16 protein-coding genes are annotated in these 15,968 nt (G+C 71.1%); 9 read left to right on the top strand and 7 right to left on the bottom strand.

Translation table 11 applies throughout. From position 1 onward, the window contains the following. Together BIU89_RS17325 and glgX are read left to right on the top strand one after the other, a co-directional pair. Positions 1-615, top strand: a complete 615-nt coding sequence (locus BIU89_RS17325) for a TetR/AcrR family transcriptional regulator (RefSeq protein WP_071248778.1) — start codon at positions 1-3, stop codon at positions 613-615. A gap of 59 nt (positions 616-674) precedes the next feature. Further along, positions 675-2,690 (top strand): glycogen debranching protein GlgX, encoded by a 2,016-nt coding sequence (glgX, locus tag BIU89_RS17330; protein WP_071248779.1) that lies wholly within the window; start codon positions 675-677, stop codon positions 2,688-2,690. 140 nt (positions 2,691-2,830) lie between these two features. Here glgX and BIU89_RS17335 read toward each other — a convergent pair whose 3' ends face one another. Both BIU89_RS17335 and BIU89_RS17340 read right to left on the bottom strand, forming a co-directional pair. Beyond that, positions 2,831-3,946, bottom strand: a complete 1,116-nt coding sequence (locus BIU89_RS17335; RefSeq protein ID WP_071248781.1) for a Gfo/Idh/MocA family protein — start codon at positions 3,944-3,946, stop codon at positions 2,831-2,833. Further along, positions 3,943-4,743 (bottom strand): sugar phosphate isomerase/epimerase family protein, encoded by an 801-nt coding sequence (locus BIU89_RS17340; protein ID WP_175475048.1) that lies wholly within the window; start codon positions 4,741-4,743, stop codon positions 3,943-3,945. Before BIU89_RS17340 ends, BIU89_RS17335 begins: the two co-directional genes overlap by 4 nt. A gap of 215 nt (positions 4,744-4,958) precedes the next feature. On the opposite strand from BIU89_RS17340, the gene BIU89_RS17345 reads away from it, so the two are divergent. The 4 genes from BIU89_RS17345 to BIU89_RS17360 all read left to right on the top strand — a co-directional run bounded on the left by BIU89_RS17345 (position 4,959) and on the right by BIU89_RS17360 (position 9,274). Next, on the top strand, positions 4,959-6,257 hold the full coding sequence (locus tag BIU89_RS17345) for an MFS transporter (RefSeq protein WP_071248790.1): 1,299 nt from the start codon (positions 4,959-4,961) through the stop codon (positions 6,255-6,257). A gap of 113 nt (positions 6,258-6,370) precedes the next feature. Next, positions 6,371-7,693 carry a carboxylesterase family protein gene (locus tag BIU89_RS17350; protein WP_071248793.1) on the top strand — a complete coding sequence of 441 codons (1,323 nt, stop codon included), beginning with the start codon at positions 6,371-6,373 and terminating at the stop codon, positions 7,691-7,693. Positions 7,694-7,770: 77 nt separating this feature from the next. Beyond that, a complete protein-coding gene (locus tag BIU89_RS17355) occupies positions 7,771-8,361 on the top strand; it encodes a TetR/AcrR family transcriptional regulator (protein ID WP_071248798.1) in 591 nt (196 codons plus the stop codon). Between the two features lie 472 nt (positions 8,362-8,833). Beyond that, positions 8,834-9,274: an NUDIX hydrolase gene (locus tag BIU89_RS17360; RefSeq protein ID WP_071248807.1), complete on the top strand. Its 441-nt coding sequence runs from the start codon at positions 8,834-8,836 to the stop codon at positions 9,272-9,274. Between the two features lie 79 nt (positions 9,275-9,353). On the opposite strand, the gene BIU89_RS17365 is transcribed toward BIU89_RS17360, so the two are convergent. Both BIU89_RS17365 and BIU89_RS17370 read right to left on the bottom strand, forming a co-directional pair. After that, a complete protein-coding gene (locus BIU89_RS17365) occupies positions 9,354-9,542 on the bottom strand; it encodes a hypothetical protein (protein ID WP_071248808.1) in 189 nt (62 codons plus the stop codon). A 74-nt stretch (positions 9,543-9,616) separates the two neighbouring features. Beyond that, positions 9,617-9,985 (bottom strand): VOC family protein, encoded by a 369-nt coding sequence (locus BIU89_RS17370; RefSeq protein ID WP_071248809.1) that lies wholly within the window; start codon positions 9,983-9,985, stop codon positions 9,617-9,619. Positions 9,986-10,039: 54 nt separating this feature from the next. Between BIU89_RS17370 and BIU89_RS17375 the strand changes: the two genes are divergently transcribed. Both BIU89_RS17375 and BIU89_RS17380 read left to right on the top strand, forming a co-directional pair. Further along, positions 10,040-10,681 carry a nucleoside/nucleotide kinase family protein gene (locus tag BIU89_RS17375; RefSeq protein ID WP_071248812.1) on the top strand — a complete coding sequence of 214 codons (642 nt, stop codon included), beginning with the start codon at positions 10,040-10,042 and terminating at the stop codon, positions 10,679-10,681. Between the two features lie 40 nt (positions 10,682-10,721). Then, positions 10,722-11,555, top strand: coding sequence for an SDR family oxidoreductase (locus BIU89_RS17380; RefSeq protein ID WP_071248816.1), 834 nt, complete (start codon positions 10,722-10,724; stop codon positions 11,553-11,555). Between the two features lie 32 nt (positions 11,556-11,587). On the opposite strand, the gene BIU89_RS17385 is transcribed toward BIU89_RS17380, so the two are convergent. The 3 genes from BIU89_RS17385 to nucS all read right to left on the bottom strand — a co-directional run bounded on the left by BIU89_RS17385 (position 11,588) and on the right by nucS (position 14,336). Then, the gene (locus BIU89_RS17385) at positions 11,588-12,868 is read right to left on the bottom strand and encodes an MFS transporter (RefSeq protein WP_071248818.1); all 1,281 of its coding nucleotides are present in this window, start codon (positions 12,866-12,868) and stop codon (positions 11,588-11,590) included. Then, positions 12,865-13,539, bottom strand: coding sequence for an HAD hydrolase-like protein (locus BIU89_RS17390; protein WP_027466992.1), 675 nt, complete (start codon positions 13,537-13,539; stop codon positions 12,865-12,867). Before BIU89_RS17390 ends, BIU89_RS17385 begins: the two co-directional genes overlap by 4 nt. A 101-nt stretch (positions 13,540-13,640) precedes the next feature. Next, positions 13,641-14,336, bottom strand: coding sequence for an endonuclease NucS (nucS, locus tag BIU89_RS17395; RefSeq protein ID WP_027466993.1), 696 nt, complete (start codon positions 14,334-14,336; stop codon positions 13,641-13,643). A gap of 175 nt (positions 14,337-14,511) precedes the next feature. Here nucS and BIU89_RS17400 point away from each other — a divergent pair, with 175 nt between their 5' ends. Next, the gene (locus BIU89_RS17400) at positions 14,512-15,909 is read left to right on the top strand and encodes a purine-cytosine permease family protein (protein ID WP_071248821.1); all 1,398 of its coding nucleotides are present in this window, start codon (positions 14,512-14,514) and stop codon (positions 15,907-15,909) included. Positions 15,910-15,968: the final 59 nt, after the last annotated feature.

The following is a 15,968-nucleotide window of genomic DNA, read 5'->3' on the forward strand; positions in this document are numbered from 1 at the left end:
ATGACCCACCCCGCGGACGACGCCGACGCGGCCCAGCCGCGCCGCGGCGGGTACCGCAAGGGCGCCGAGCGGCGCACGCAGATCCTCGACGAGATGATCCGCATGGTCGCGGAGCAGGGGGTCGACGCATCGTCGCTCCGCTCGGTGGCCGAAGCCCTCGGGATCACGCACGCGGCACTCCGCCACTACTTCCCGAGCCGCGACGAACTGCTGCTCGCCGTCTACCGGGAGCACGAGGTCCGCGAGCAGGGCGCGCCCGACCGGATGAAGTCCGCGATCGGCGACATGCGCGAGAGCGCATCGCGCAACCGGGCCGTGCCGGGGCTGGTGCAGCTGTACACGACCCTCGCGGCCGACGCCGTGCAGGAGGGCCACCCGGCCACACGCGACTTCATGCGTGAACGCTTCGCCCGGCTGCGCGCCGAACTCGCCGCACTGATCGAGGCGGACCAGGCGAGTGGCCGGATCCGCGCCGACCTGGACCCGGTCGACCTGGCGAGCCTGAGCATCGCGGCATCCGACGGGCTGCAGGTCCAGTGGCTGCTCGACCCGGACGCCGTCGACGGCGAGCGGGTGCTGCGGCTGCTCGAGCAACTGGTCCCGCCGGTGCGCTGAGCGGCCACGGGGTACGCCTCGCTGCCGGTGGCACAGCGACCGGCCGGTAGAAGGGCAGCATGACCACTTCCACGCGCACCCCGCTCGGCGTCACGCTCGTCGACGGGGGCGCCAACGTCGCCCTGTTCTCGAGCACCGCCGAGCGGGTCGAGTTCTGCACCTTCGACGACGACGGCACCGAGCACCGCACCGAGCTCCGCAACCGCACCGGCTACACCTTCCACGACGTCGTCCCCGGGGTGAGGGTCGGCACCCGCTACGGCTTCCGCGTGCACGGTGCGTGGGACCCGGCGAACGGCCTCCGCCACAACGGCGCGAAGCTCCTGCTCGACCCCTACGCCACCGCGATCGACGGCGAGTACGAGTGGGGCCAGGCGCTCTTCGGTCACGACATGAACGAGCCCGAGCAGATCGACGAGACCGACTCGGCCAGCGCGATGCCCAAGTCGGTCGTCGCCGACCGGTCCTTCGACTGGGACGGTGACACCCTGCTGCGGACCCCGCTCGCCGACACCGTCGTGTACGAGGTGCACGTCAAGGGCTTCACGAAGCAGCACCCGGACGTCCCCGAGGAGATCCGCGGCACCTACGCCGGCATGGCCCACCCGGCAGCGATCAAGCACCTCACCGACCTCGGCGTCACCGCGGTCGAGCTGCTGCCGACGCACCAGTTCGTGCAGGACTCGACGCTCCTAGACAAGGGCCTCCGCAACTACTGGGGCTACAACAGCATCGGCTTCTTCGCGCCGCACGACGAGTACTCGTCCGGCACCGCCGGGCAGCAGGTCGCCGAGTTCAAGGAGATGGTGAAGGCCCTGCACGCCGCGGGGCTCGAGGTCATCATGGACGTCGTCTACAACCACACCGCCGAGGGCAACCACATGGGCCCGACGCTGTCGTTCAAGGGGATCGACAACCAGTCGTACTACCGGCTGGTCGAGGGTAACGAGGCGAACTACTTCGACACCACCGGCACCGGCAACAGCCTGAACGTCGGGCACCCGGCGGCCCTCGGACTCATCATGGACTCGCTCCGCTACTGGGTCGAGGAGATGCACGTCGACGGCTTCCGGTTCGACCTGGCCACGACGCTCACCCGCCAGGACGGCGAGGCCGAGAAGCACTCCGCGTTCCTCGACATCATCCACCAGGACCCCGTGCTGCGCGAGGTCAAGATGATCGCCGAGCCGTGGGACACCGCCGGCTACCAGGTCGGCGGGTTCCCGGCCGACTGGTCCGAGTGGAACGGCAAGTACCGCGACGACCTGCGGGCCTTCTGGCGCGGCGACGAGGGCGCCCTCGGCGACGCCGTGCAGCGGGTCCTGGGCAGCCCCGACGTCTACGAGGGCTCGCGGCGCTCCCCGCTGTGCTCGATCGACTTCGTGACCGCCCACGACGGTTTCACCCTCGCCGACCTGACGATGTACGCCGACAAGCACAACGAGGCGAACGGCGAGGACAACAACGACGGCGAGAGCGACAACACCTCGTTCAACGGTGGTATCGAGGGGCCGACCGACGACGGCGCGGTGAACGACTACCGCGACCGGCAGCGCCGCAACTTCCTCGGCACCCTGCTGCTCTCCGCCGGCGTGCCGATGATCCTGGGTGGTGACGAGCTCGCCCGGTCACAGGGCGGCAACAACAACGCGTACTGCCAGGACGACGAGATCTCGTGGTTCGACTGGGCCGCCGCCGACCATGACCTGCTCGCGTTCACCACGGCGGCCATCGCGTTCCGTCGGCAGCACCAGGCGCTGCGTCCGGAGTGGTTCCGCACCGCGCCGGGTGACTCGGAGTCGACGGTGACCGTGCTCCGTGCCGACGCCGCCGGGTTCGAGGACGGCGACTGGGCGGACGGCGGCAACCGGGCCGTGACGCTCGTGCTGCACCAGGGCGACGACACCGTGGCCGTGCTGCTGAACGCGTCGGACACCACGGTGGAGTTCACGCTGCCGGAGCGTCCGGGTGGGGGCAGCTGGTCCCTCGGGCTGTCGAGCGACCCCGACCAGGCCGTGGTGGGCGACGCGGCGACGCTCCTCGTGCGCGACGCGTCCTTCACCGCGCTGGTCTGACGGGCGCGGGCTCGCGCGGGGGCGTCGCTCGCGTCGCTCGTGTCGTGATCGTCGCTTGGTGAGCAGAAATGGTCGGGTCCCCGTTCGGGACCCGACCATTTCTGCTCACGAAGTGGTGCGCGTGGCGCTCCTGGGCGCTCCTAGGCGTTCGCGCCCGCGGTCAGCACGGCTGCCGCGGGGTCGAAGTCCTCGGGCAGTGGCGGGATCGCGTCCACGGTCGACGTGATGTCGACGGCGGAACCCGACTCGGCCGCGTCACGGATGCCGAGCAGCACGTCGAGCACGTGCAGCGCGACGGCGCCGGAGGCACGCTCGGGGCGGTCCTCGGCGATGGCGCGGGCGAGCTCGACGACACCGGTGCCACGACCCCAGGTGGAGCCGACCGCCTCGAGCGTCTCGGGCTCGTCCTGCCCGTAGCGCCAGAGCTGCGACGAGCCCTCGAACGTGTTCGGGTCCGGCAGCGAGATCGTGCCGAGCGTGCCGTTGATCTCGACGAAGCCCATGCGCGGCAGGGCGTGCTGGAACGAGAACGTCGACTGGGCGGACTGCCCGCCAGCGAACTCGATCAGGGCCGCGTGGTGCGTCGGGACCTCGACCGGGAACGTCTCGCCGGCGCGGGGGCCGGACGCGATCGTGCGACGGTCGAGCGACTTCGACGAGACGGCCTGCACGCGCGAGGCGGTGCCGAACGCGTGCACCAGGGTCGTCACGTAGTACGGGCCCATGTCGAACAGCGGGCCGGCACCGGTGGCGAACAGGAAGTCCGGGTTCGGGTGCCACGCCTCGGGTCCGGGCACGTGGAACAGCGTCGTCGCGGACAGCGGCTCGCCGATGTCACCGCGGGCGATGGCCCGGAGCGCCGTCTGGATGCCCGCGCCGAGCACGGTGTCCGGAGCGGTCGCGACACGCAGGCCCTTGGCCTTCGCCGACTCGAGCACCGCGGCGGCCGACGCGTGGTCGGTCGCGATCGGCTTCTCGCTCCAGACGTGCTTGCCGGCGTCGATGATCTGCTGGTCGACCTCGGCGTGTGCGGCCGGGATCGTCAGGTTGATCACGATCGAGATGTCGTCGCGGGCGAGGAGCTCCTCGACCGATCCCGACGAAGCGACCCCGTACGTGGCCGCCTGCTCAGCGGCACGCTCGAGCAGCACGTCGGCGACGAAGCGGACCTCGACGTCGGCGAACTTGGTCAGGTTCTCGAGGTACTGGGTGGAGATGTTGCCGGCACCGATGATGCCGATCCCGACACGGCTCACTTGTCGTTGTCCTTGAGCCAGGTGAGGGACTCGGTGATGCCCTCGAAGACGTCGCCCTTGTACGCGTCGAACTCGACCACGCGGATCGCCTGCGGTGCGGCGGCGAGGATCGCGGTCACGTCGACGTCGCCCTGACCGGCCGGCGTCTGGTTCTCGAAGGCGCGCTGCAGCGCCTCGGGCACGATGAGGGCGCTCTCGGACGAGGGCAGCGCGGTGCGGATGTCACCGTCGACCTTGCCGTCCTTGACGTGGATCGCGACGACGCGGTCGCCCAGGCCCTTGAGCACGGCGGGGGCGTCGGCGCCACCGACGGTCGCCCAGAAGGTGTCGACCTCGAGGACGGTCTCCGGCGACAGCTGCGACACGAACAGGTCGTAGACGGTGCGGCCGTCGACCTTGTTCGTGAACTCCCACTGGTGGTTGTGGTACCCGAACTGCAGGCCGCGGCCGGCGGCCTCGGCGGTCAGCTCGTTGACGCGCTCGGCGATCTTCGCGACGTCGTCGGCGGTCTGCCAGCGGTCGGTCGGGATGAACGGGTCGATGACGGTGCGGATGCCGAGGCGCTCGGCGGCGTCCCAGATCGGCGCGGTGTCCTCGGCGTCGATCACGGCGACGTGGCCGGACGGAGCCTTGAGGCCGGTGGCCGCGAACGCACGCTCGAGGTCGGTGACGCGCTCGACGAACGCGTAGGGCTCGACGTTCTCGTACCCGATCTCGGCGACACGGGCGATGGCCTTGTCGAGGTCTTCGGCGATGGCGTCGCGCAGCGAGTACAGCTGCACAGAAGTGGTGGGCATTGCAGAGGCTCCTTCGATCCTGTCTGGGTGTCGCGGCCCGTCGAGGAGCGATGCTCCGCGGCGAGATCGATGACGACGCTACCCCAAAAACCACCCGGTGTGTAGTTTTTGCTGCCCCGTGTGACGACCCTGGTGTTGCAGGCAACACGTGTCGATGTATGCTCGCGTCGGAAAAACCTTGTCAGGCAAGGTTTTCATCGACTCAAGGAGGCGTCATGAGCACACCCGAACCCGGCAGCCCGGCACTGCTCAACCTGGAAGAGGGCATCACCCAGCCCGTCAGCACGGTCAAGGTGGGCATCGGCTACCAGATCGCCCTGTTCCTCGGGCAGTTCGGCCTCTTCGTCGCGCTCATGGCGCCCGTCTACGTGAGCATGCAGCTCAAGGCGCAGGCCCTGGTCGGCGACGACGCTGCGAACGTCATCGGCTCGGTGCTGCCGATCGGCGCATTCGGTGCGCTCATCATGAACCCCCTCGCGGGTGCCCTGTCCGACCGCACCCGCACGCGCTGGGGCCGTCGTCGCCCCTGGCTGCTCAGCGGTGTCGTGGTCTTCGCGATCGCCCTCGCGTGGATCGCCTACTCGCCCGACGTCCTCAACCTGACGCTGGCCTGGCTGCTCGCCCAGCTCGCCGCGAACGCCACGCTCGCCACCCTGCTCGCGAGCTTCGCCGACAACGTGCCGCAGCTGCAGCGTGGCCGGTCCTCGAGCATCATCGCGCTCGCGCAGAACATCGCCGTGCTCGCCGGCACCTACCTGTCGGTCTTCTTCGTCGCGAACCTGCCCGTGCTGTTCATCGCGCCCGGCATCCTGGCGATCATCCTGGTCGCCGTGTACGCCGTCGTCGCGCGGGACGACCTGCCCACCTACAAGCTCAAGAAGTTCACGTTCCTGAACCTCATCGCGTCGTTCTGGACGAACCCGGTCAAGAACCCGGACTTCGCGTTCGCGTGGTGGTCGCGCTTCCTCATCATCTTCGCGACCTTCATGTTCACGACGTACCGCCTGCTGTACATGGAGCAGCACCTCGGCATCGAGAGCGCGAAGGAGGCGACGGCCGCCGTCGCCTTCGGTGTGCTGCTCTACACGATCGCGCTGCTGGTCAGTGCGGCGCTGTCCGGCTGGGCCTCGGACAAGCTCGGTCGCCGCAAGGTGTTCGTCGGTGGCTCCACGGCGATGTTCGCCGTCGGACTCATCGTGCTGGCGCACGCCGACACGGTCAACGGCTTCTACGTCGCCGAGGTCATCATGGGCTTCGCCTACGGCATCTACTCCGCGATCGACACCGCACTCGTCGTCGACGTCCTGCCGAACGCCGACCGTCCCGGCAAGGACCTCGGCGTCATCAACATCGCCAACGCGCTGCCGCAGTCGCTCGCCCCGGCCGTCGCCCTGTTCTTCCTGAAGATCGGGTCCGGGGACGCCGCCGACAACTACACGCTCATGTGCTGGGCCGCCGGCGCGATCGCCATCATCGGCGCACTCGTCGTGATCCCCATCAAGCGGGTGCGGTAGCGCCCGTCGCGCAACGCGACAAAACGGACGGTCTGGAGGCCCGTGGCGACCCCGCCACGGGCCTCCCGTCCGTCTGCCCGGTTGCGTCAGCGGGCCCCGATAGCGTGACCCACATGCTCGACGCCACGCCTGCCCCGTTCGACACCCCCGCCGGCCGCATCGTCGGGACGGTCGACGGCGACGTGGTGCGGGTGCTCGGGATCCCGTACGCGCAGGCCGAACGGTTCGCTCCGCCGCAACCGATGCCACCGTTCGCGGGAGAGCTGCACGCGTCGACCCCGTCGCCGGTCGCACCACAGCCGCACGAGGAGTTCGTCGACCTGCTGCTCAACCCGATCCAGGGCATCGAGGTCGACGAGCACTGCCAGCGGCTCTCGATCACACTTCCCGCCGACGTCCGTCCGGGGGAGCAGCTGCCCGTGATGGTCTGGATCCACGGCGGCTCGTACGTCATCGGCGGCGGCGACCTGCCGATCTACGACGCGCGCGACCTGGTGACCGAGCAGCGCGTCATCGTGGTGTCGGTCACGTTCCGGCTCGGCGTGCTCGGGTTCCTCGGTGACGGCGAGACGATCCCGGCCAACCTCGGGCTCCTCGACCTGGTCGAGTCGCTGCGCTGGGTGCGCGCGAACATCGCTTCGTTCGGCGGCGACCCCGACCTGGTCACCGTCTTCGGGCAGTCGGCCGGCGGGGACGCGGCCGCGCACCTGATGATCAGCGCCGGCGCCGAAGGGCTCTTCCGCCGCGCGATCATCCAGAGCGCTCCGCTCGGGCTGTCCCGCCGTCGGGCACGGATGAACCGCGCGATGGTCCGGGCGGTCGGCACCGTGCACGCCGACACCCCGCTCGAGGACCTGCTCGACCGTCAGGCGCTCGGCACCCGGGCCGCCGCGCCGTACGGGCTCGCCGCCGGTATGCCGTTCGGCACCCAGTACGGGTTCGCGCCGCTGCCCGCCGAGCGTGACCTCGACGCCGCGTGGAGCCGGGTCGCGCCCGACGTCGACGTCCTGATCGGGTCCGGTTCGGACGAGGCCGGCATGTACGTGCCGCTCGTGCCCGGCCTGCGTCGGGTCACCCGGTCGCGGGTGCTGCGGTCGGCCCTGCGGTGGTGGGTCGTCCGTCCGCTGTCCGACGTCATCTACGGGCGCGACGCCCGACGGTTCACCGAACGGCACCGACGCGCCGGCGGCCGGGCGACCTCGTACCGACTGCACCGCGGTGTCACGAGCGCCCCGACCGGAGCCGTGCACATGAGCGACCTGCCGCTGCTGCTCGGTGGCCGCGAGGCCTGGGCCGGCACCCGGTTCGTCCCCGAACGCGACTGGCCCGAGGTCGAGCGCCGCGGCCGGGCCTTCCGGGCGATCTGGGCCGACTTCGCCCGCACCGGCGAGGTCCGGGCCCCCGACGACGAGACGCTGACGTTCGACCGCGGCTGACCCAGAGCGGGTGACGGTGGCCGCGCCCCCTGAACTGGCGGTCGCGGGCCGCTGACCGGCCCCGCACAATCGTCAGCATGCCCACGACCGACGTCGACCTCCGCGCACGCATCGTCGCCGGGGCGATCAGTGCCTACCGAGCCGGGGACTTCCACCGTGTCGGGCCCGACGAGGTCGCCGAGCACGCCGGGGTCACCGCCGACGAGTTCCATCGGGCGTACCCGACGTGGGAACTCCTGGTGGTCGCGGTCATGGACAAGTGGAACAACGGCAGCCGGCGCCAGCTCTGGCCGATCGCGGAGCGGGACGGCACGGTCGCCTACCTGCGAGCCCGGCTCGCCGCGGGCGTCGAGGACCCGGCCCTCGTGCGGCTCCGGGTCGCGGTGCTCAGTGCCGCCTCGAACCCCGACCACCCCGCCGCCGGGTGGTTCCGCGCGCAGTACACGCGGGTGTTCGAGGACGTCACCCTCGCCCTGGTCCGTGACGTCGTCGCCGGTCGGGAGTCCCGTGGCGCCTCGCCCCGGCACGCCGCCGAGCAGCTGATGGCCCTGTACGAGGGGCTCCAGCTGCAGTCCGTCATCCGCGACGACGGGGAGCCGCTCAGCGCCTTCGACCGGGCGGTCGCCCGGATGCGCGTGGGCTGGGCAGCGGCACGCGTCGACGCCTGATCCGGGTCGGGCGACCACGTCGGGTCCGGTCGGCACCATGCGGGCCCGGGGCCTCGAGCGGCGAGCGGTCACGACTCCCCGTGCGTGCACCGTCGCGTGGTCGTGTTGCGGCGTCTGGCGGTGCCGCAAGGAACGGTTCGTGACCGCTCGGCGGGCAGAGATCGGGGTGTCCTGACCGCGCGTCGGCGTGGACGTCCCGGCGGCACGCCGGACGGCCGGGAGGCCCGTGGCGGCGGCGACTCGCGCCTCCCGGCCCGCGGGGTGGTCGCGACACACCGCACGTGCTGCCTCGCGTGGTCACGTTCCGTCGTTCGCGGGCGGCGGGGCCGACGGTCGGTGACCGCTCGGCGTGCGGGACGCGGGGTCGTGACCGGTCGGCGGGCTGGTGGAGCGTCCGAGCCACCCCGGTCCACGGCCTGGAGGCCCGGCGCGGCTGGCAGACGTCGGTGCACCCACCTGGCATGGTCGGCCCATGGAGTACACGGACTACGACACCCGGCTCGCCGCCTATGGCGTGATCACGGACGGTGACCGCGTGCTCCTGGCGAAGCTGCGCCACCCCGATGCGGGCACGTGGACGCTGCCGGGCGGCGGGGTCGAGTTCGACGAGACCGTCGAACAGGCCGTCGTGCGGGAGATCCGCGAGGAGACCGGGTACGAGGCCCAGGCCGGTGCCCTGCTCGGGGTCCGGCACCACATCGTCCCCGCGGAACGCCGCATCCACGCCAACGGCCGGCCGATGAAGGCCGTGCAGGTGGTGTTCCGGGCGACCGTCACCGGGGGAGCCCTGCGGCACGAGCTCGACGGCTCGACCGACGAGTCGCGGTGGATCCCCGTCTCGGAGCTCCCGCACCACCGCCACGGCCTGCTCGTGCCGATCGCCCTCGGCTGGGCGGGTGCCCTGTCCCGCTGATCGCATCACCCGGCCGTCAGGACGGCGAACTGCGATGGGACGTCGGCCGGTTGCTGCGCCGCCGACGCGGCCTGCTCGGTCATCGCTCACCCAGCAGGGCGGAGATGCTGTCAAGCCAGTTCTGCGTGAGGTACTCGTCGGTGAACAGGTCGCGCCACTGCTCGGTCGGCGCGAACTCCCGCTCGTCCAGGTTCCACTCTGCGCGGACGCGTTCGCGCTCGGCGAGGAGTTCCTCGCGGGTCCATTGCCGTCCCAGCACCTTCGTCATGGCCGTCCTCTCGTCGGTGAGAGGACGGTAGGACGATCAGCAGCGCCGACGCGACCTTTCGGAATACAACATGTTCACTCCTCGATGACGCTGAGGACGTTGCCCGACGGGTCGGTGAACCAGGCGATGAGCGGGCCGCCCTTCCGGTTCACACCCCGGTCGTCGGTCATCCCCTCGTACTGCAGGAACGCGACGCCCTTCGCGGTGAGCTCGTCGACCGCGGCATCGATGTCCGGCACCGGGAAGTTCAGCACCGTGAAGGCCGCCGGTTCGTGACCCGGCCCCTTCGGGTAGACGAGCACCTGGTGTCCGCCGCCGAGCTGCAGGAAGAGCATGCCGTGGTCCTCGGTGACCTCGACCCCCAGGACGTCCTCGTAGAACGCCTTCGCCTCGGGCACGTCGCGCACCGAGAACCCGCTGAACGCCTTCGTCGCATCGACCATGCGGCAAGTGAACCACTGCGGTCCGGCGTCGGTGCGCTCTGCGAGGATGAAGCCGTGAGCGACTCCGGCACGACCGTCGACCAGGCCGTCGAGCGCGCCGTCGAACTGGCTCGTTCGAACCGCCGCACCGTGCTCGGGATCGCTGGAGCGCCTGGTGCCGGCAAGTCCACGCTCGCCCGCCGCATCGTCACCGCAGTCGACGAACGCCTGGGTGCGGGCACCGCGGTGCAGGTCCCGATGGACGGCTTCCACCTGTCGAACGCGGCGCTCGACGCCCTCGCTCGGCACGACCGCAAGGGCGCGGCGGACACCTTCGACGCCGAGGGGTACGTCGCGCTCGTCCGCCGACTCGTCGCCGCCGACGAGGACGTGGTGTGGGCACCGGACTTCGACCGTCGCGTGGACGAACCCGTCGCCGGCAGCATCGCGGTGCCCCGCGCAGCCCGACTCGTGGTGTCCGAGGGCAACTACCTGCTCGACGACACCGCTCCGTGGTCGGCGCTGCCCGCACTCTTCACCGAGACCTGGTTCTGCGCCGTCGCCGACGACGTGCGGCTCGACCGCCTGGTCGGCCGGCACATGCGGCACGGCCGCGACCACGACGCCGCCCGAGCGTGGGCGGTGGAGGTGGACGGCGTGAACGCCGCGAGGGTCACGCCCACGGTGATCCGGGCCTCCAGGACGGTGTGGACGTGACCACCGACCACCACCACGCGACACGACACGAGGAGCGACCATGACCATCGCCATCACCGGAGCGACCGGCAACATCGGGGGCGCCGTGAGCGCGGCACTCGCCGCGGACGCCGTGCCGTTCCGGATGCTCGTGCGCGACGCCTCGCGTGCGCCGGAGCTTCCGGGCACCGAGGTCGCCGTCGCGACCTTCGCCGACGCCGACGCAAGTCGAGCGGCGCTGCAGGGCGTCGAGGCGCTGCTCATGGTCTCGGCGGCCGAGGCCCAGGACCGCCTCGACCAGCACCGGGCGTTCGTCGCGGCGGCGGCCGACGCGGGTGTGCGGCACGTCGTCTACACGTCGTTCCTCGGCGCGGCTCCCGACGCGACCTTCACGCTCGGACGCGACCACTGGGCGACGGAGCAGGCGATCCGCGACAGCGGGATGGCGTTCACGTTCCTGCGCGACAGCTTCTACCTGGACTTCGTCGAGGACCTGGTCGGCGAGGACGGCGTGATCCGCGGCCCGGCCGGCGACGGCACCATGGCCGCGGTCGCCCGCGCCGACGTCGCCCGTGTCGCGACCGCGGTGCTGCACGACCCGGACGCCCACCGCGACCAGACGTACGAGCTGACCGGCCCCGAGGCGATCACCCTCGCCCAGGCGGCGGCGATCGTGTCCGAGGTCCGCGGCCGCACGGTCAGCTACCACCCGGAGACCCTGGACGAGGCGTACGCATCACGTGCGCGGTGGAACCCGGAGCCGTGGCAGGCCGACGCCTGGGTGAGCACCTACACGGCCATCGCCGAGGGGGCGCTCGCGCACGTGTCCGGCGACGTCGAACGCATCACCGGGCGTCAGCCGATGTCCCTGCGCGAGGTGCTCGCCGCGGGCTGACCCGCGCGCGGTGCCCGTGCCGACGTCCTCGGTCAGGACACCCGTCGCGCGGCGAACGTCCCGACGACGCCGAGGGTGAGCACCGCGACGAGCACGACGAGCAGCGGTGCCGTCCAGGTCCCCGTCGCACCGTGCAGGGCACCGGCGACGAGCGGCCCGGCCGACCCGAGCAGGTACCCGCCGCCCTGCACGAACGCGGACATCCGGCGGGCGTCGGCGTCGCTCGAGACGATCCGCACGATCACGATGAAGATCACGGTGATGCCGCCACCCTGGGCCGCACCGCCGAGCACCGACCACAGCAACCAGAGCTGCGGGGCGAACAGCAGCCCGAGCGGCATCGCCAGCCACAGCGTGCCGACCAGGGCGATGATCGCCGCCGGACGCCACCGGGTCGCGAGCAGCGGGACACCGAGCGCCCCGACGACGGCCAGGATCTGGAACACCGACGAGCTCGCGCCCGACGACGCCTTCGAGAAGCCGATCTCGTCGTGCAGCAGCGTCGGGATCCACGCGGTGAGGGCGTAGTACGAGAACGCCTGACCGCCGAAGGCGAGCGTCAGGCCCCAGGTGATGAGCCGTCGTGCCGGTCGGATGGGCTCGGCGGCGGCGACCCGTGCGGCCTCGGCGGCGCGGGCGGTCCGGATCGCCCCGGTGTCGAGCACCTGGTCGATGGGGCCGGTGACGGGCAGCGGTTCGTCCCGCTCGGACGGCAGCGGGCGGCGCCAGGCGGCCCGAGCGCCGACCGCGTAGGTCCAGGCGGCGGCGGCGATGAGTGCGAAGACCGCCCAGATCGCGATCGCGACCGGCCAGCCCCACAGGGCGGCCAGGGGAGCGGTGCCGAGCGACGTGATCATCGACCCGACGTTGAGCGCCGACGTGTACACGCCGGTGACCAGGCCGACGCGTTCCGGCGAGGTGTCCCGCCGGATGACCACCGGGATCACCACGTTGCCGATCGTGATGCCGATGCCGATGACCGCGGTGCCGATCAGCAGCGCCGCCGACGAGGGCATCGAGCGCACGACGGTGCCGGCGAGCACGATGACGAGCGACAGCGAGACCGCGCGCTCGGGGTCCGCCTTCGCGATGACCCAGCTGGCGAACGGCGTCGCGAGGGCGAAGCACAGCACCGGGATCGTCGTCAGCAGCCCGGCGATCGTCGCGGTCAGGCCGAGGTCGGCGCGGACGTCGCTGATGACCGGGGCGGTCGCGACGATCGGGCCGCGGAAGTTCAGTGCGATCAGGACGATGGCCGCCGGCAGAAGCCAGGCGGCACCGCGGAGCCCCCGCCGGACGACGTCGCCGCTCATGCGGACGGCGTCGCGGACGGCAGCAGGATCGGCAGCAGGTCGAGCGGGGTGGCGGCGCGGGCGATGGTGCCCTCGGCCTCGTCGGGGGAGCCGTAGCCCCACTCGGCGAAGACGACCGGGACGCCGTGCACGGTCGCGCCCTCGACGTCGTGCTTCCGGTCGCCGATCAGCACCGGGCGGCTGGTGTCGAAGCCGTGGGCCTCGAGTCGTCGCAGTGCCTCTTCGACGACGTCGGCCTTGCTCGACCGCACCTCGTCGTCGCTCGCGCCCGTGATGATGTCGATGTCCCCGGTGAGCCCGTAGTGCTCGAGGATGTAGGTCGCCGGGGTCTCCGGCTTGCTCGTCGCCGTCGAGATCGGCAGCCCCGCCTGGTGCAGGGTGCGCAGCACGACGTCGATGTCCGGGAACATCTCGGAGTCGAGCGCCCCGTGCGAGAAGTAGTGCTCGCGGTAGACGGCGAGGGTGCGGTCGGCGAGCTCCTCGTCCATGCCCATCGCGACCCGGAACGTGTCCATGATCGGCGGGCCCACGAACGACATCAGGGTGTCGTGGTCCGGCACCGGGACGCCGACGGTGCGGAAGGTGTGTGTCAGGCTCTCGAGGATGCCCGGCGCGGAGTCGCTGATGGTGCCGTCGAGGTCGAACAGGATGGCGGAGAACGGGCTGGTCATGTCCTGTCCACCCTAGCCGGGCCGTGGCGGCGACCATCCGGGATCCGTCGGCGGCGGGGCGGGGGTGTGCCGTGCCTCCAGGCCGGACGGTCCGACGCGGATCAGAACAGGCGGGTGTGGCCGCCCTCGATGCCGCGCATCGCGTCGTAGTCGAGCACGAGGACGCGGATACCGCGGTCCTCGGCGAGGGTCCGTGCCTGCGGTGCCACCGTCTGTGCCGCCAGCACGCCCTGCACCGGACGCAGGTGCGGGTCGCGGTTCATGAGCTCGAGGTACCGGGTGAGCTGCTCGACCGCGTCGATGTTGGCGTTGCGCTTCATCTCGACCGCGACGCTCGCTCCCGCGTCGTCGCGGGCCAGAATGTCGACCGGGCCGATCGCCGTCATGTACTCGCGGCGGACCAGGGTGTGGCCGTCACCGAGGAGCTCGATCTGCTCGGCCAGGAGCTGCTGCAGGTGCGCCTCGACCCCGTCCTTCACCAGGCCCGGGTCGACGCCCAGGTCGTGGGTCTCGTCGGACACGACCTCGTACAGCGAGACGATGAGCTTGTCCTGCGTCTTCTTCTGAGTGACCGTCCACACCTGCGTGATGCCGGCGCTCGACTGCTCGTCGTCCGGCTCGGTGATCTCGATCGAGCAGGGCGGGCTCATCCAGTTCAGTGGCTTGTAGCTGCCGCCGTCGGAGTGCACGAGCAGGGAGCCGTCCGCCTTGAGCATGAGCAGGCGGGTCGCGAGCGGCAGGTGGGCTGAGAGCCGGCCCGCGTAGTCGACGGAGCACCGGGCGATGACGAGACGCACCCCGGAAGCCTAACCGGCGTGGTGTCGTCGACCGGACGAGGCGCGCGGCCCGTGCACCGTGCACGGATTCACATGCCCGTAACGACGTTCTGCACATGTACCGCAAACCGATGCCGTCCTACCGTGGCTGACACCCCGATCGGCCCACGCCGACACCCCTCCCCGAGGAGCCACGATGGCCAGCGAGACCGCAGTGTCAGCACCACGAACCCCCCGTTCCGAGTCGGTCGCCGTCGACGACTACTCGCTCAGCCGAGTCCCGATGTCCGCACGCTACGGCTGGTTCCAGGTCGCCGTGCAGCGCTTCGGGCAGATCTCGGCCCTGTCCCAGTTCCTGCTCGGTGCGACGCTCGGCTTCGGCATGAGCTTCTGGGACGCCTTCTGGGCGATCACCCTGGGCGCCGTGATCCTGGAGATCGTCTCGGTGCTCGTCGGCGTCGTCGGCGTCAAGGAGGGCCTGAACACCTCGGTCATCGCCCGCTGGACGGGGTTCGGCAAGGCCGGCTCCGCGCTGGTCGGGCTGGCGATCGGGCTGAGCCTGATCGGCTGGTTCGGCATCCAGTCGGGCGTCTCGGCGGCCGGCCTGGTCTCGATCCTGCCGATCCTGCCCGCCTGGGCGTGGTCGCTCGTGTTCGGGCTGCTCGTCACCGCGATCGTCCTGCGCGGGTTCCACTCGATGCAGTGGCTGGCGAACGTGACCGTGCCGCTGTTCCTGGTGCTCGTCGGCTGGGCGGTCATCGTCGAGCTGAGCCGGCACTCGATCGCCGAGCTCGCCGCGCGTGCCCCGGCCGGTCCGGAGCTGAGCTTCGTGGCCGGGACCACCCTGGTGGCCGGCGGGTTCATCGTCGGTGCGGTGATCACGCCGGACATGACCCGCTTCAACCGGTCGGTCGGCGACGTCGTGAAGCAGACGCTGCTCGGCGTGACCCTCGGTGAGTACGTCATCGGCCTGGCCGGTGTCCTGCTCGCCCACGCCGTCGGCTCCGCGGACATCACCCGCGTGATCACGTCGAGCGTCGGCTGGGTCGGCATCCTCGTGATCCTGCTCGGCACGTTCAAGATCAACGACTGGAACATCTACAGCTCGAGCCTCGGCGTCACGAACTTCATCGACGCGGTGTTCGGCAAGCAGGTGAACCGCGGGCTCGTGACGCTCGTGATGGGCGTCGTCGGCTCGGTGCTCGCCGCGGTCGGGTTCCTCGGGGCCCTGACACCGTTCCTGTCGGTGCTCGGGGTCGTCTTCCCGCCCATCGCCGGGATCATGGTGGCGGAGTACTTCGTCGTGAAGCGCTGGCGCCGCGAGCTGAGCGACGCCGAGAACATCCCGGCGACCTCGCCCACCTGGGTGCCGGCCACCCTGGTCATCTGGGCGATCGCCTCGCTCATCGGGTACTTCGTCGCCGTCGGCATCCCGTCGATCAACTCCGTGGTCATCGCCTTCGTGCTCTACGTGGTCGCCGGCAAGGTCGGGCTGATCCGCGGCGTCGGTGTCAGTCGGACCGAGGCCGCGCCGGCTGCATCGACCGCCCCGGTCGCCGCAGCGCCCGCCGCACCGGCCACCCCGGCCGCCTGACCCGAGCGCTCCCCGAACGGCCGGTCGCGTCGCCGCACCCCTGATCCGCGCGACGGCGC

The sequence above is a fragment of the Curtobacterium sp. MCBA15_005 genome (assembly GCF_001864855.1).
Classification (GTDB): domain Bacteria; phylum Actinomycetota; class Actinomycetes; order Actinomycetales; family Microbacteriaceae; genus Curtobacterium; species Curtobacterium flaccumfaciens.

Excerpts from the sequence above, each read along its gene's own strand:
- BIU89_RS17325 (WP_071248778.1), top strand. The coding sequence starts at position 1 with ATGACCCACCCCGCGGACGACGCCGACGCGGCCCAGCCGCGCCGCGGC.
- BIU89_RS17385 (WP_071248818.1), bottom strand. The coding sequence starts at position 12,868 with ATGAGCGGCGACGTCGTCCGGCGGGGGCTCCGCGGTGCCGCCTGGCTT.
- BIU89_RS17390 (WP_027466992.1), bottom strand. The coding sequence starts at position 13,539 with ATGACCAGCCCGTTCTCCGCCATCCTGTTCGACCTCGACGGCACCATC.
- BIU89_RS17340 (WP_175475048.1), bottom strand. The coding sequence starts at position 4,743 with ATGCCCACCACTTCTGTGCAGCTGTACTCGCTGCGCGACGCCATCGCC.
- BIU89_RS17365 (WP_071248808.1), bottom strand. The coding sequence starts at position 9,542 with ATGACGAAGGTGCTGGGACGGCAATGGACCCGCGAGGAACTCCTCGCC.
- glgX (WP_071248779.1), top strand. The coding sequence starts at position 675 with ATGACCACTTCCACGCGCACCCCGCTCGGCGTCACGCTCGTCGACGGG.
- BIU89_RS17400 (WP_071248821.1), top strand. The coding sequence starts at position 14,512 with ATGGCCAGCGAGACCGCAGTGTCAGCACCACGAACCCCCCGTTCCGAG.
- BIU89_RS17360 (WP_071248807.1), top strand. The coding sequence starts at position 8,834 with ATGGAGTACACGGACTACGACACCCGGCTCGCCGCCTATGGCGTGATC.
- BIU89_RS17350 (WP_071248793.1), top strand. The coding sequence starts at position 6,371 with ATGCTCGACGCCACGCCTGCCCCGTTCGACACCCCCGCCGGCCGCATC.
- BIU89_RS17355 (WP_071248798.1), top strand. The coding sequence starts at position 7,771 with ATGCCCACGACCGACGTCGACCTCCGCGCACGCATCGTCGCCGGGGCG.
- BIU89_RS17370 (WP_071248809.1), bottom strand. The coding sequence starts at position 9,985 with ATGGTCGATGCGACGAAGGCGTTCAGCGGGTTCTCGGTGCGCGACGTG.
- BIU89_RS17380 (WP_071248816.1), top strand. The coding sequence starts at position 10,722 with ATGACCATCGCCATCACCGGAGCGACCGGCAACATCGGGGGCGCCGTG.
- BIU89_RS17345 (WP_071248790.1), top strand. The coding sequence starts at position 4,959 with ATGAGCACACCCGAACCCGGCAGCCCGGCACTGCTCAACCTGGAAGAG.